11 protein-coding genes and 1 riboswitch are annotated in these 14,048 nt (G+C 66.7%); of the genes, 3 read left to right on the forward strand and 8 right to left on the reverse strand.

The window, feature by feature from the left end; translation table 11 throughout:
- Positions 1–78 precede the first annotated feature (78 nt).
- The 3 genes from cpdA to ACWPW1_RS18120 all read right to left on the reverse strand — a co-directional run bounded on the left by cpdA (position 79) and on the right by ACWPW1_RS18120 (position 2,091).
- On the reverse strand, positions 79–885 hold the full coding sequence (gene cpdA / locus ACWPW1_RS18110) for a 3',5'-cyclic-AMP phosphodiesterase (RefSeq protein ID WP_423815105.1): 807 nt from the start codon (positions 883–885) through the stop codon (positions 79–81).
- Between the two features lie 139 nt (positions 886–1,024).
- Positions 1,025–1,480: a DUF1249 domain-containing protein gene (locus ACWPW1_RS18115; RefSeq protein WP_059316015.1), complete on the reverse strand. Its 456-nt coding sequence runs from the start codon at positions 1,478–1,480 to the stop codon at positions 1,025–1,027.
- A complete protein-coding gene (locus tag ACWPW1_RS18120) occupies positions 1,471–2,091 on the reverse strand; it encodes an NUDIX domain-containing protein (RefSeq protein WP_454253597.1) in 621 nt (206 codons plus the stop codon). The genes ACWPW1_RS18115 and ACWPW1_RS18120 overlap by 10 nt, the downstream gene beginning before the upstream one ends.
- A gap of 198 nt (positions 2,092–2,289) precedes the next feature.
- Here ACWPW1_RS18120 and ACWPW1_RS18125 point away from each other — a divergent pair, with 198 nt between their 5' ends.
- The gene (locus tag ACWPW1_RS18125; protein ID WP_454253598.1) at positions 2,290–3,039 is read left to right on the forward strand and encodes an RsiV family protein; all 750 of its coding nucleotides are present in this window, start codon (positions 2,290–2,292) and stop codon (positions 3,037–3,039) included.
- Positions 3,040–3,151: 112 nt separating this feature from the next.
- Here the strand turns inward: ACWPW1_RS18125 and cytX are convergent, their stop codons facing one another.
- Positions 3,152–4,414, reverse strand: coding sequence for a putative hydroxymethylpyrimidine transporter CytX (gene cytX, locus ACWPW1_RS18130; RefSeq protein WP_454253599.1), 1,263 nt, complete (start codon positions 4,412–4,414; stop codon positions 3,152–3,154).
- A gap of 447 nt (positions 4,415–4,861) precedes the next feature.
- Positions 4,862–6,739: a phosphomethylpyrimidine synthase ThiC gene (gene thiC, locus ACWPW1_RS18135; protein ID WP_017640759.1), complete on the reverse strand. Its 1,878-nt coding sequence runs from the start codon at positions 6,737–6,739 to the stop codon at positions 4,862–4,864.
- A gap of 102 nt (positions 6,740–6,841) precedes the next feature.
- Positions 6,842–6,968, reverse strand: a riboswitch (TPP riboswitch).
- A 109-nt stretch (positions 6,969–7,077) separates the two neighbouring features.
- Here thiC and ACWPW1_RS18140 point away from each other — a divergent pair.
- A complete protein-coding gene (locus ACWPW1_RS18140; protein WP_454253600.1) occupies positions 7,078–8,574 on the forward strand; it encodes a TolC family outer membrane protein in 1,497 nt (498 codons plus the stop codon).
- Here ACWPW1_RS18140 and waaA read toward each other — a convergent pair.
- Genes waaA through ACWPW1_RS18155 form a run of 3 tightly spaced genes read right to left on the reverse strand, consistent with a single transcriptional unit; the run spans position 8,520 to position 12,829 of the window.
- Complete coding sequence (gene waaA / locus ACWPW1_RS18145) at positions 8,520–9,785, reverse strand: lipid IV(A) 3-deoxy-D-manno-octulosonic acid transferase (RefSeq protein ID WP_454253601.1); 1,266 nt, start codon at positions 9,783–9,785, stop codon at positions 8,520–8,522. The two genes, ACWPW1_RS18140 and waaA, sit on opposite strands and share 55 nt — an antisense overlap.
- A 45-nt stretch (positions 9,786–9,830) precedes the next feature.
- The gene (locus ACWPW1_RS18150) at positions 9,831–11,615 is read right to left on the reverse strand and encodes an IlvD/Edd family dehydratase (RefSeq protein WP_454253602.1); all 1,785 of its coding nucleotides are present in this window, start codon (positions 11,613–11,615) and stop codon (positions 9,831–9,833) included.
- A 32-nt stretch (positions 11,616–11,647) separates the two neighbouring features.
- Positions 11,648–12,829, reverse strand: a complete 1,182-nt coding sequence (locus ACWPW1_RS18155) for a fumarylacetoacetate hydrolase family protein (protein ID WP_454253603.1) — start codon at positions 12,827–12,829, stop codon at positions 11,648–11,650.
- Positions 12,830–12,937: 108 nt separating this feature from the next.
- Here ACWPW1_RS18155 and ACWPW1_RS18160 point away from each other — a divergent pair, with 108 nt between their 5' ends.
- Positions 12,938–13,885, forward strand: coding sequence for a LysR family transcriptional regulator (locus tag ACWPW1_RS18160; RefSeq protein ID WP_059316024.1), 948 nt, complete (start codon positions 12,938–12,940; stop codon positions 13,883–13,885).
- Positions 13,886–14,048 lie beyond the last annotated feature (163 nt).

Raw genomic sequence — 14,048 nt, forward strand, 5'->3', positions numbered from 1 at the left:
GCTCCTACTGGATAAAAATACAGGCAAAGAGTACCCGGTTTCGACCTCCGCGACCAAGGCAGCCGACCGGCGTCAGACCTAGTAGCCTGCCGCGCTGTGATCCACGGTGAAGGCATGCTGTTGCAGGCGCGAGACACCGGTCTCCAGCTCGCCGTCTGGCAGCAGGCGCAACCAGCGATAGCCAGGGGCCTGGTCGCCCGCCTTGAACTCCTGGCTGCCCGGTTCGAATTGCAGGCCGGTGGACGGCGAGGCCAGCAGCCGCACGCCATTGCGCAGCTGATCGAATTCCTGGTGGATATGCCCCCAGAGCACCACCTTGACCTGTGGGTGACGATCCAGCACGGCAAACAGCTCGTCCGGCCGGTTCAGGCCCAGAGGTTCCATCCAGCCACAGCCTACCGGCACCGGGTGATGGTGCAGGCAGATCAGCGCCGGACGCTCGGGCGCCGCGCTCAAAGCCTCGTCCAGAGTAGCCAGCTGTGCCTGCTCCAGCTCGCCGAAGACGCAGCCGCGCACGGTGCTGTCGAGCAGGATGAGGCGCCAGGCACCAAGATCGGTGACGGTGTCCAGAAAATCGCGGTCGCCACAGGCCTTGGCCATGGGCGCGTTTTCGTCGTGATTGCCGGCCAGCCAGCGCATCGGCGCAGCGAGGGGTTTGGTCAGTTCGCAGAACCGCTGATAGGAGGCTACCGAGCCGTCCTGGGAGAGGTCACCGCTAGCCAGCAACAGATCGATGCGTGGCTGCTCCTGCACCACCTGAGCGACCACCTGTTGCAGGCTGGCTGCCGTGTCGATACCCAGCAAACGTCCATTGGCACGGGCAAACAGATGACTATCGGTCAGCTGGACAACGAGAGGAGCGTTGACACTATCCGGCAAACTCACCAAAGCCTCCTAGGCATAAGGGGACAACGAGCGCAGGCAGGGTGCAGAAAAGTTCCCGAGAACTTGCGTGCATGCTTCACATTTTCGCAGCTTGAACGGCGCGAGGGAAGCCGCAGCTGTCAGCGTTGCGCTCTGGTGCTCATCGCTGCAGGATCGGTTCAGCTTCATGGCCACAGGCCAGGCAGTGACTCAGCCATTCGCCGAGAAACAGATTGAGCTGGTTCTTCTCGTCAGGCTGATGCATCGCCTGGTTGGGATAGGGATAGCGCCCGAGCAGGTGCCGGGAGGCCCCCGCCGACACCACTTCCGCCATCCGCGCATCGTGATAGACCCGCACCTCCAGTTCAGGAACCGGCAGCCAGGGCAACCCTAGCTCCTGGCGGACCCGCAGGGCCGTCGTGTAGGGACAGGCCTCAGTGACCTCCAGCGCGAGCACCCCCAGCGGGCGCTCGCCTTGTGACAGCATGACGCGACGCGAAACCATGGCTTCGCGCATCTTGGGCAGAAGCCGCATCAGCCGCACGTAGTTGGCCTCGCACGTGGCCTGCAGGCCCGGCAGGTCAACTCGATAGCGATCTCGCAGTTTCAGCCCCATAACCCCCGTACCTCGGCGCGATTGAGCGCCAACCATTGCAGGGCGATGATTGCCGCTGCGTTATTGATTCGACCGTCGCGAACCCCGGCCAGTGCCTCGTCCAGCGACCAGACATGGACGCGAATGTCCTCGCCCTCCTCCTCCAGACCATGGACGCCACCGGCGTCCACGGTGCTGCACCGACCCAGGTAGAGATAGACCTGTTCGTCACTGCCGCCGGGCGAGGGGAAGTAGGTGGAGATGGGCCAGAGCGATTGCAAGGTCAGCCCGGCTTCTTCCTCGGCTTCCCGATGAGCGACCGCCTCGACGGCCTCGCCCTGCTTGTCCACCAAGCCCGCCACCGGCTCAAGCAGCCAGGGATGAGCGGTCTTTTCCATGACGCCGACGCGAAACTGTTCGATCAGCACCACCTCGTCGCGCACCGCATCGTAGGGCAGCACGCAGACGGCATCCGGACGCACGAAGACCTCGCGCTCCAGTTCAGGGCCGAGGTCACCGGAGAACTGCCGGTGGCGCAGCCGGAAACGGGCCATGCGGTAGAAGCCCTGGAAGCAGATTTCGCGACTCAGGATCTCGACGGCAGGCACCTGGGATTCGTTGGCTTCGTTCATGGGCGCTCCAGCGCTGGTAAAAGGTCATCAGATCATCCTAGCGTGCCGCCTGCGCTCGTGCAGCCCCTGACGAGACAAGTCGCGAAACGGGCAACAAGCCAGGAAACCTCTGCCCGGGCCTGGCAAACTTATGGGTCCAGACGGGTTCGAAAGCCGTCGCACTCCGCTTCAACGAAGGTTTCAACGACAAGGAATCCCATGCGTATCCGCCCGCTCCTCCTGCTCGCCGGCCTGCTGCTCGGTGGTTGCCAAAGCGTCTTCGGCCCCAACCTGGACAAACCGCTCACGCCCCGCCACCAGGCCTGGGAGCATCGCCCCGCCGGTTGCCAGGGCGAAGAATGCCCACTGATCAACATCGACTACGTGGAATTCGGCGAACCGGCGCTGGACGCCCTGGTGCAGCGTCACCTGCTGGGCCTGGCACGGGCCGAGCCGGGGGCACCCATTCCCACTTCGCTCGCGAATTATGAGCGGGACTTCCTCAGCCAGGCCCAGCCACGCTGGAGCAGCTATCTGCAGGCCAAGGTGCGCGAACAGCATGACGGCCTGGTGATCATCGAGTTCTCCAGCTATCTGGCCAATGGCGGCGCCCATGGCCTGGCCGGGCGCGACTTCGTCACCTGGGATCGCCACCTCGATCGGCAGATCTCCCTGGGCGACATGCTGGTTCCCGGGCAGGAAGGCGAATTCTGGCGGCTGGCGCAGCTGTCACGCGAGGCCTGGATGGTCAGCAACGGCGTCGGCGATGCCGAGTTCCGCCAGCAATGGCCCTTCCTCAAGACCAACAACGTGGCCCTGGACTTCGGCGCCCTGACGCTCAAGTACGACATCGGCAGCATCGCGCCCTACGCCATGGGCCATCCGGAGCTGAAGATTCCCTATCCCAAGCTCAACGGCATCCTCAAGGGTGAGTATTTTCCGGGGCGCGGGAAGAGTCGCCAGCCGTAGTCCGCCTTGTTGGGCTTCGACGGTGGAGCCGTCTCAGCCCAATCTACGGTGTCACCTCGGACCGCAACCGACGTAGGTTGGGCTGAGCGCAGCGAAGCCCAACGGCCGGACCCTAAACTCGCTTCAACCCCAACAGCGCCTGTGCGGTACCGGCCACCACGATGGCCGGCAGGGTCGCGCCCCAGGCCGGCAGCAGCGTTGGCAGCAGGTGGTAGACGGCCACGCCGAGGGCCCAGGCGACCAGGGACTCCAGGCGCAGTGCCCGCACCCGCTGCGGAGCCTTGCGGCGGCGCAGCAGGAAATGATCCACCAGCACCACGCCGAACAGCGGCGCGAACACCGAGCCGATCAGCAGCAGGAAATGCTCGTACTGCGCCAGGGGGACCAGCAGCGCCAGCAGGGTGCAGAGAATGCCGATGGCCAGGGTCAGCTGCCAGATCTTGACCTGGGCCAGGAATCCTGTCGCCACAGCTGCCGAATGATAGGCGGCGAAGGCGTTCTCAGATTCGTCCAAGAGGATCAGCAGCAGTGGCAGACCCAGGCCGGCCACGGCCAGGGCACGCAGCAGGGCGTCGGCTTCACCGCCGCTGGCGAAGGCCAGGGTGTAGGCGAAGCCCAGGCCCATCAGCCAGAGGTTGCCGCAGAAATAGCCCAGCATGACGCCCCGCCCGGCGCTGCGTCCGGTGCGGGCGAAGCGGGTGTAGTCGGCGATCACCGGCAGCCAGGACAGCGGCATGGCCACCACCAGATCGAAGCCAAGGGCCTGGGTCAGGGAGCCATCGCCCGGGCGCTGCCAGAGCGCGGCCAGGTCGGCGCGCAGGAACAGGTCCAGGGTCAGCCACCCGCAGGCGCCCAGCAGCAGCCAGATACCCCAGCGACTGAGGAAACGCCGCACGAAGGTCAGCGGACCGGCCACCGCCAGCGCCGTGGCCAGGGCGCCGAAGACCAGGGTCCAGAGCACCGGCGAGGTCCAGTCCTGCAGGCCCCAGCTGCCCAGCAGCACGCTGGCCGCCTCGCGCATCACCACCAGTTCGAAGGCGCCCCAGCCGATCAACTGGGTGATGTTGAGCACCGCCGGCAGCAGCGCGCCGCGCTGGCCGAGGCTCTGGCCCAGGGCGGTCATGCCGGCCAGGCCGGTATCGCTGCCCACCAGGCCGGCGGCCGCCAGCAGCAGCACCCCGACCCCGGTGCCCAGCACCAGCACCAGCAGGCCGTCGGCCAGGCCGAGACCGGGTGCCAGCAGCGCGCCGGCCTGGGCCACCATGAGGCCGATACCGAGGGAGAACCAGAGGGTGAAGAGGTCGCGCCCACCAAGGATGCGGCGGTCGGCCGGAACGGGAATGGTGGGGGTGTAGAGGCCGGGGGCCTGGGCCATGATAGGTCTCGTGAGCAAGGGGTTGAGGACGCCCAACGTCGTTGGGTGACGCTGGGCATTGTTGGGCTTCGCTGCGCTCAGCGCCAACCTACGGAAACGGCGTGCTGGCCTAGCGGACGCAGGTTGGGCTGAGACGGCTCTTTCGTCGAAGCCCAACGTTGCAGGGTGACCTGGGCATTGTTGGGCTTCGCTGCGCTCAGCGCCAACCTACGGAAACAGCGTGCTGGCCTAGCAGACGTCGGTTGGGCTGAGACGGCGTTATCGTCGAAGCCCAACGTTGCAGGGTGACCTGGGCATTGTTGGGCTTCGCTGCGCTCAGCGCCAACCTACGGTGGTTTGTCTGGAACCGTAGGTTGGGTTGAGACGGCTCTATCGTCGAAGCCCAACGGTGCGAGGTCGACCTGGACAACGTTGGGCTTCGCTACGCTCAGCGCCAACCTACGGGTGTCAGACCTGCTTGTAGATCACCCCTCCTTCGTCCTTGAAGCGCGCGGCCTGTTCCTGGAAGCCGGCCTCGATGGCCTTCTGCTCGTCGGTCAGGCCGTTCTCCTTGGCGTAGTCGCGGACTTCCTGGGTGATCTTCATGGAGCAGAACTTGGGGCCGCACATGGAGCAGAAGTGCGCCACCTTGGCCGAGTCCTTGGGCAGGGTCTCGTCATGGAAGGCACGCGCCGTGTCCGGGTCCAGGCCCAGGTTGAACTGGTCTTCCCAGCGAAATTCGAAGCGCGCCTTGCTTAGTGCGTTGTCGCGGATCTGGGCGCCGGGATGCCCCTTGGCCAGGTCCGCGGCATGGGCGGCGATCTTGTAGGTGATGATGCCAGTCTTGACGTCGTCCTTGTTGGGCAGACCCAGGTGCTCCTTGGGCGTCACGTAGCAGAGCATGGCGCAACCGAACCAGCCGATCATGGCGGCGCCGATGCCGCTGGTGATGTGGTCGTAGCCAGGGGCGATGTCGGTGGTCAGGGGGCCGAGGGTGTAGAACGGCGCCTCGTCGCAGCACTCCAGCTGCTTGTCCATGTTTTCCTTGATCAGCTGCATGGGCACGTGGCCCGGGCCTTCGATCATGGTCTGGACGTCGTGCTTCCAGGCGATCTTGGTCAGCTCGCCGAGGGTTTCCAGCTCGCCGAACTGGGCGGCGTCGTTGGCATCGGCGATGGAGCCCGGACGCAGGCCGTCACCCAGGGAGAAGCTCACGTCGTAGGCCTGCATGATCTCGCAGATGTCTTCGAAGTGGGTGTAGAGGAAGTTTTCCTTGTGATGCGCCAGGCACCACTTGGCCATGATGGAGCCGCCGCGGGAGACGATGCCGGTGACGCGCTTGGCGGTCAGGGGCACGTAGTGCAGGCGCACCCCGGCATGGATGGTGAAGTAGTCCACGCCCTGCTCCGCCTGCTCGATGAGGGTGTCGCGGAACAGCTCCCAGGTCAGTTCTTCGGCGACGCCATCGACCTTTTCCAGAGCCTGGTAGATGGGCACGGTGCCGATGGGGACCGGCGAGTTGCGGATGATCCACTCGCGGGTCTCGTGGATGTGCTTGCCGGTGGACAGGTCCATCACGGTGTCGGCGCCCCAGCGGATGCCCCAGGTCAGCTTCTCGACCTCTTCCTCGATGGAAGAGCCCAGGGCGCTGTTGCCGATGTTGCCGTTGATCTTCACCAGGAAGTTGCGGCCGATGATCATCGGCTCCAGCTCCAGGTGGTTGATGTTGGCCGGGATGATGGCGCGGCCGCGGGCCACCTCGTCGCGGACGAACTCGGGCGTGATCTCCTGGGGAATGCTGGCACCGAAGCTCTGGCCGCGGTGCTGGTTGCCGAGCAGGCCGGCGGCGCGGGCCTCCTGCAGCTTCATGTTCTCGCGGATGGCGATGTATTCCATCTCCGGGGTAACGATGCCCTGGCGGGCATAGTGCATCTGGGAGACGTTGCGCCCGGCCTTGGCTCGACGCGGCTGGCGCGCCAGGTCGAATCTCAGGGCGGCGAGGCTTGGATCGGCGAGCCGCGCCTGGCCGAACTCAGAGGAGAGGCCGGCCAGCAGTTCGGTGTCGCCGCGCTCCTCGATCCAGCGTGAACGCACGTCCGGCAGGCCCTTGCGCAGGTCGATGCGTGCGGTCGGGTCGGTGTAGGGACCGGAGGTGTCATAGACGAACACCGGGGCGTTCTTTTCACCGCCGAACGCGGTGGGGGTATCGGCGAGGGAGATTTCCCGCACCGGCACGCGAATGTCGGGACGCGAGCCAGTCAGATAGACCTTGCGCGAATTGGGCAACGGCTGGGTGGACTGGCGGTCGACGCGGGTAAAGTCGGTGACGTTGTTCTGCTTGTTCATCGAGGCTCTCCTGGTGGGCGCGTTGCCGAGGGAAGAACCTGGACGAAGGGGTGGGCACGCAGGAAGACGCAAGCCCGGACGGATGGCGACCACGGAGACGAATGCGGACGCCCTCTTGTTCCCTACGCAGGTTGACGCACCGCCATGCGGCGCGCCTAGCCTGATCAGGTTCAACGGGATCCGGGACTACCCGATCTCAGCGCCTCGTAGCGCACCCCGACAAGAACGCGGTCAGTGTAAACCCAGACTGGCAGAAACTTCGACCGCTATTTCCTCTCCTATGGCGGATTCGGACGAAGTCACTACACTGGCCCGGTCCCTCAAGGAAGGCTCCAAGAATGCGAAGATTCCTGCTGCTCGCGGCGCTCTGCACCACGGCCGGTCTGGCCCAGGCCCAGGTGGCCGGCAATGGCCTGCTCGACGTCTACCGCGAGGCGCTGGACAACAACGCCGACCTGGCCGCCGAGCGCGCCGGTCTCGGCGCCCAGCGCGAAGCGGTGCCCCAGGCACGGGCCGGCCTACTGCCGCAACTCGGCCTTGGCGCCCAGTTCAACGACACCCACACCAGCCTGGAGCTAAAGGACAATCCCGCGCTGGGCGTCCAGGGTGGCCGCTACAGCAGCGATCGCAGCAGCCAGCTGATCCAGGCCACCCTCAGCCAGCCACTGTTCCGTGCCGACCGCTGGTTCCAGCTCAAGGCCGCCCAGGCCGCCACCGAGCAGGCCGAGCTGCAGTTTTCCGCCGCCCAGCAGCAACTGATCCTGCAGACCGCCGAGGGCTATTTCAGCGCCCTGCGCGCCCAGGACGCCCTGGCCACCGCCCGTGCCGAGGAAAAGGCCTTGTACCGCCAGTTGGACCAGTCCCGCGAGCGCTACAAGGTCGGCCTGACCGACGACACCGACGTGCTCCAGGCCCAGGCCAGCTTCGACAATGCCCAGGCCAACCGCTCGCAGAGCGAGCAGCAGGTGGCGGACGCCTTCCAGGCCCTGACCCGTCTGACCGATCGTGACTACGGCAGCATCGCCGGCATTCGCCACGAACTGCCGATCCTGCCGCCGCAGCCCAACGATGCCCGGCAGTGGGTGGACACCGCCATGCGCCAGAATCTGCAGCTGCTGGCTGCCGGCCAGGGCGTGAACGCGGCCCAGGAAACCCTGCGCCAGCGTCGCGCCGGGCACCTGCCGACGGTGGATGCGGTGGCGCGCTACAGCCACAGCGACAACGATGCGGTGAATCTGCCCAACGCCGAGCAGCTGGCGCTGTTCGGCAGCCCGGTCAACAGCCGCAGCATCGGTATCCAAGTGGAGCTACCGCTGTACAGCGGCGGCGCCACCAGCTCCCAGGCGCGTCAGGCCTACCAGCAGCTGGACCGGAGCGAACAGCAGCAGGAAAGCCTGCGCCGCCAGGTGGTGCAGAACACCCGCAATGCCCATCGGGCGATCAACACCGACATCGAGCAGGTGCGTGCCCGACGGCTGTCCATCGCCTCCAGCCAGCGCGCCCTGCGCGCCACCGAGATCGCCTACCAGGTGGGCAGCCGCACCATCGTAGATGTGCTCGACGCCCAGCGGCTGCTGTACAACGCCGTGCGCCAGTACAACGACGCCCGCTACAACTACATCCTGGATACCCTGAGACTCAAGCAGGCAGCCGGCACCCTGGCGCCCAACGACCTGCTGGCGCTGTCGGGCTATCTCGACCCCCACTACGACCCGGACCGCGACTTCCTGCCGCCGGACCTGGCCAAGACCCGCGCCGACGTCCTGCCGGCGCGTTCGGCTCAGGGCGTGAGCAATTTATCCAGTCCGGAGAGCAGGCGCTCCAGCGCGCCCTGATTGGCGGCCAACACCGCCAGACCCGCCTGCCGGTGCCGCTCGGCTTCCGCCGGTTCGGCCCACAGTCGGGCCACGGCGGCGGCGATGGCCGAGGCTTCCGCTACTGTTTCCAAAGCGCCGGCGTCGCGCAACTGGGCGACGATGTCGAGGAAGTTGAACACGTGCGGACCGCTGAGCACCGGCACCCCCAGGGCCGCCGGCTCCAGCGGATTGTGGCCGCCACGCTCGATCAGACTGCCACCGACAAAGGCCACGTCGGCCAGGGCGTAGAGAAACAGCAGCTCGCCCATGGTGTCGCCCAGCAGGACCTGGGTCTGCGGTTGCACCGCCTCCCCCGTCGAGCGCTGGATCACGCTGAAATCTTCGCGACGCACCTCGGCCAGTACCTCAGGAAAGCGCTCGGGATGGCGCGGTACCAGGATCAGCAGGGCATCGGGGCGTGCGGCCAGCAGTTGGCGATGGGCCTGGAGCAGGACCTCGTCTTCACCGGCATGGGTGCTGGCGGCGATCCACACTGGGCGATGGCCCCAGCCCTGGCGCAGGTCAGCCGCGCGGGCCGGCAGCTCGGGATCGATGCGCAGGTCGAACTTGATGGAACCGGTCACCGTGACCCGCTCGGCACGGGCACCGAGGGCGCGGAAGCGCTCGGCTTCCACCGGCGTCTGCACCGCCAGCCACGCCAGCTCCGCCAGCATCGGCGCGGTCACCCCGCCCAGTTTTCCATAGCCCCGAGCGGAGCGCTCGGACAGCCGGCCATTGGCTAGGGCAATGGGAGTGTCGCGGCGCGCCGCCTGGTGGATGAGGTTGGGCCAGAGTTCGGTTTCCATCACCACGCCCAGGCTGGGCCGCAGCCGGTCGAGGAAACGCCCGGCCAGCCCCGGCAGGTCGTAGGGCAGATAGCAGTGGTGGACATCGCTACCGAACAGGGCGCGAATGCGCTCCGAGCCGGTGGGCGTCATGCAGGTCACGGTGATCGGCAGCTGCGGATGGCGCTGGCGCAGCGCACGGATCACCGGCGCGGCGGCGATGCTCTCCCCCACCGACACCGCATGCACCCAGATGCCGCCGGGCGGTACCTCTGGCAAGCCCAGCGCCAGGCGCTCGCCGATGCGTTGCCGATAGGCGGGGGCCTTGCGTCCGCGCCAGAGCAGGCGCAGGAGGATGAAGGGCAAGGCCAGGGTAAAGATCAGGCTATAGAGGGTACGGTTCATGGCGGCAGAGCTTAATGAAGCAAGGCCGCCAGTGCGAGCCCGATCCTAATGCGAATGCCGTGGCGTCCCGCCTTCGCGGGCGATCACCTTGAGGTGCAGGGTGGCCGGTTCCAGGCAGCCGCCGGTGGAGAGCTGGCCCACCAGTTGCCGATAGAGCTCCTGCCAGGGGGTCTGGGCCGGCGGCAGGTTGGGCGTCCATTCGGCGCGGCGGCGCTCCAGCTCGGCATCATCGAGCAGCACATCGACGCTGCGGGCATTGAGGTCCACGCGCAGCCGGTCGTTGGTCTTGAGCAGGGCCAGGCCGCCACCCACCGCCGCCTCCGGCGACATGTTGAGGATCGAGGGGCTGGCCGAGGTGCCGCTCTGGCGCCCGTCACCCAGGCACGGCAAGGAGTCTATGCCCTTCTTGATCAGGGCCGCTGGCGGCGCCATGTTGACCACCTCGGCGCTGCCCGGATAGCCCACCGGACCGGCGCCGCGGATCACCAGGATGCAACGCTCGTCGATGTCCAGGGCCGGGTCGTCGATGCGCGCGTGATAGTCCTCGGGGCCCTCGAAGACGATGGCTCGTGCCTCGAAGCTGTTTTCCTTGCCCGGTTCGGCCAGGTAGGTCTGGCGAAAGGCCTCGCCCACCACCGACATCTTCATGATGGCGCTATCGAAGAAATTGCCACTGAGCACGATGAAGCCGGCGCGGTGCTTGAGCGGCGCCTCATAGGGCTGGATCACGGCGGGATCCGAGCTGGCGGCCCCCTCGGCGATGGCACCGATGGTCTTGCCGGAAACGGTCAGGCATTCGCCGTGCAGGCGACCGGCCTTGAGCAGTTCATGGAGCACCGCCGGCACGCCGCCGGCGCGGTGGAAGCCCTCGCCCAGGTACTTGCCGGCCGGCATGCAGTTGGCCAGCAGCGGGATGTCCTCGCCCAGGCGCTGCCAGTCGTCCAGCGACAGTTCCACGCCCATGTGGCGGGCGATGGCGATCAGGTGCGGCGGGCAGTTGCTGGAAGCACCCAGGGCCGAAGCCACCACGATGGCGTTCTCGAAGGCCTCGCGAGTCATAATCTGCGAGGGGCGGACGTCGTCCAGCACCAGCTGGCAGATGCGCTTGCCGGTGGCATAGGCCATCTGGCCGCGCTCGCGATAGGGCGCGGGGATGCTGGCACAGCCGGGCAGCGACATGCCCAGGGTCTCGGCCAGGGCATTCATCGACAGGGCCGTGCCCATGGTGTTGCAGTGGCCCACCGAGGGCGAGGCGGCGGTGGTCAGGGCCATGAAGCCCTCGTAGTCGATCTCGCCGGTCGCCAGCAGGTTGCGCGCGTGCCAGAGCACCGTGCCGGAGCCGATCAGCTCGCCCTTGAAATGGCCGTCCAGCATGGGGCCGCCGGACAGCACGATGGCCGGCAGGTCGGTGGTGGCCGCAGCCATCAGGCAGGCCGGGGTGGTCTTGTCGCAACCGGTGGTGAGCACCACGCCGTCCAAGGGAAAGCCGTGCAGGATCTCCACCAAGCCGAGGTAGGCCAGGTTGCGATCCAGGGCCGCGGTGGGGCGCCGACTCTGCTCGGCGATGGGGTGCACCGGGAACTCCATGGGGATGCCGCCCGCGTCGCGGATACCGGCCTTGACCCGCTGGGCCAGTTCCAGGTGATGACGATTGCAGGGCGTGAGGTCGCTGCCGGTTTGGGCGATGCCGATGATCGGCCGGCCGGACTGGAGTTCGTCACGGGTCAGGCCGTAGTTCATGTAGCGCTCGACATAGAGCGCGGTCATGTCGGCGTGGGCAGGATCATCGAACCATTGCTGGCTGCGCAGCGGGCGTTTGGCGGAAGTCATGATGGTCTCTAGTTGTTATTAGGAAAGAGCGGTTAGCGGCCCAGCAGGCCACGGGCGGCCAGGTTGTGCATCAGGGCGCCGAGGCCGAAGCGCCAGGCCGGGGCCTGGTCGCTGGTGGTCACCCTATTGTGCAGGGTTCCCAGCAGCGGGCTGGCGATGCTCACCACGTCACCCACCTTGTGGGTGAAGCCGCCGCCCGGGGCGTCACGGTCCTGGGTCGGGGCGAACAGGGTGCCGAGAAACAGCACGAAACCGTCGGGATACTGGTGGTTGGCATTGAGGGTCTGGGCGGCGAGATCGGTGGGATCACGACTGATCTGCGCCATGGAGCTGCTGCCATTGAGGTGAAAGCCGTCTTCGCCCTGGACTTCCAGGGTCACCACGCACTGGCGGACCTGATCGAGATCGAAGGTCTCGTCGAACAGGCGGATGAAGGGCCCCAGGGCGCAGGAGGCGTTGTTGTCCTTGGCCTTGCTCAGCAGCAGGGCGCTGCGGCCCTCGATGTCGCGCAGATTGACGTCGTTGCCCAGGGTGGCGCCATGCAGGCGACCGCGGCTGTCCGCCACCAGCACCACCTCGGGCTCGGGATTGTTCCACTGGGACACGGGGTGAATGCCGATGAGGCTGCCACTACCGACCGCGGCCAGCACCGGCGCCTTGGTGAAGATCTCGGCGTCCGGCCCGATGCCCACCTCCAGGTACTGCGACCACATGCCCTTCTCGATCAGCAGTGCCTTGAGCGCCTGGGCGCGTGGACTGCCCGGCTCCAGGCCCTGCAGATCCGCGCCGATCACCGCCTGCACCTGCTCGCGGATGGCCACGGCGCGTCCGGCATCGCCACCGGCCTGCTCCTCGATCACCCGCTCCAGCATGCTGGCGGCAAAGGTCACTCCGGCGGCCTTGATCACCTGCAGGTCGGCCGGCGGCAGCAGGTGCAGACGTGCGAGATCGGCCTGCTCGCCACTGTTGGCCAGCAGGTCATCGAGGCTGCCGAGGTAGCGCCCGGGGGTGTCGCGCAGAGCCTGCAGCGGCGCCTCTTCCTCGAACAAGGCACTGAGGGTGGCGAACCGTTGGGAAATATCGAAGACACCATCCTCGCGCAGCACCACGGGCGAGGGACCGGCCAGCGGACCGGGCACCCAGGCACGGCCCACCAGGGTGCCGGCCAGACCATCGGCGGGAAGGGTATTGGCAGGCGAAAGACGAAGGGGCATGGGCAGGACTCCAGGGTTGATGGGTCCACGCTAGGCAGCCAGACTGATAAACTCAAATGGGCTTATCTCATCATTCGATAACCAGTGCTTATCACCCAGGAGGCATCCTTGTCCGAGCCGTCGTTCAGCCAGATCTGCCACTGGCTCAAGTTTCGCCACCTGCTGCTGATCGACACCCTGGGCCGCACCCGCAACATGCACCTGGCCGCGCAGCAGATGAACCTCAGCCAGCCGGCCATCAGCAAGATGCTCAAGGAGATCGAGCACCTGCTCGGCTTCGCCCTGTTCGAGCGCCAGCCGCGCAGCATGCCGCCCACCGCCCTGGGCGAGCACGTGCTGCGTTACGCCCGGGTGGCACTCAACGATGCCCGCGACTTCGCCGAGCAGATCGACAGCCTGAGACGCGGCGGTCACGGCCAGCTCAAGGTCGGTGGCATCTTCGCTGCCACGGCGGTGGCCCTGCCGCAGGCCATCGTCGCGATCAAGCAGCGCTGGCCGCTGCTGGCCATCGAGGTGGTGGAGCAGACCAGCGATCACCTGATGGAGATGCTCGACGACAAGCTGCTGCACCTGGCGGTAGCACGCTTCACCGACGAAGCCCAGGCCCAGCGTTTCGACTTCCAGCCCCTGGCGCCGGAGCCCTTCCGTTTCGTGGTCAACGCCGATCATCCGCTGGTGGGCAGCGGCCCCGTGGGCCTCGACCAGGTGCTGGCCTGGCCCTGGATCCTCTATCCCAAGGGCACGCCGATTCGCGGACGCATGGAGCGGGCCTTCGCCGCCGCCGGCCTGCCGGTGCCAAGCAACACCATCGATACCATCTCCATGCAGACCTTTCTCCAGGTGCTGCGCGCCGGCCCCATGATCGGCATGCTGCCCGAGGCCATGGTCGAGCCCTATCTCGCCAGCGGGGCGCTCAGTGCCCTGGAGCTGCCCCTGCACCTGCCGGCGCAGGACTACGGCATCCTCACTCGCAAGGGCGAACCCCTCGGCGAGGCGGCCAGGGAATTCGCCGCCATCCTGCTAAGCCATGCCGGTCGCGAGGAGTCCGCAGCCTAGACAGCTCGATAACGCGCCGTTATCGAATGATCCGCAAATGCCATTGGGAAAGAATCGCTTGCGCTCCTAGAGTGGCCTGGCGTTTCAGACGGCCAGTTTCACTTCACCGGCCGCCTTCGACCTCTTCATAACAACAACGGGCCCCAAGGCCCCAAGGCCCCGA

Source organism: Pseudomonas sp. Marseille-Q7302 (assembly GCF_965111925.1).

Excerpts from the sequence above, each read along its gene's own strand:
- waaA (WP_454253601.1), bottom strand. The coding sequence starts at position 9,785 with ATGAACCGTACCCTCTATAGCCTGATCTTTACCCTGGCCTTGCCCTTC.
- ACWPW1_RS18150 (WP_454253602.1), bottom strand. The coding sequence starts at position 11,615 with ATGACTTCCGCCAAACGCCCGCTGCGCAGCCAGCAATGGTTCGATGAT.
- ACWPW1_RS18125 (WP_454253598.1), top strand. The coding sequence starts at position 2,290 with ATGCGTATCCGCCCGCTCCTCCTGCTCGCCGGCCTGCTGCTCGGTGGT.
- ACWPW1_RS18120 (WP_454253597.1), bottom strand. The coding sequence starts at position 2,091 with ATGAACGAAGCCAACGAATCCCAGGTGCCTGCCGTCGAGATCCTGAGT.
- thiC (WP_017640759.1), bottom strand. The coding sequence starts at position 6,739 with ATGAACAAGCAGAACAACGTCACCGACTTTACCCGCGTCGACCGCCAG.
- ACWPW1_RS18140 (WP_454253600.1), top strand. The coding sequence starts at position 7,078 with ATGCGAAGATTCCTGCTGCTCGCGGCGCTCTGCACCACGGCCGGTCTG.
- cytX (WP_454253599.1), bottom strand. The coding sequence starts at position 4,414 with ATGGCCCAGGCCCCCGGCCTCTACACCCCCACCATTCCCGTTCCGGCC.
- ACWPW1_RS18115 (WP_059316015.1), bottom strand. The coding sequence starts at position 1,480 with ATGGGGCTGAAACTGCGAGATCGCTATCGAGTTGACCTGCCGGGCCTG.
- ACWPW1_RS18155 (WP_454253603.1), bottom strand. The coding sequence starts at position 12,829 with ATGCCCCTTCGTCTTTCGCCTGCCAATACCCTTCCCGCCGATGGTCTG.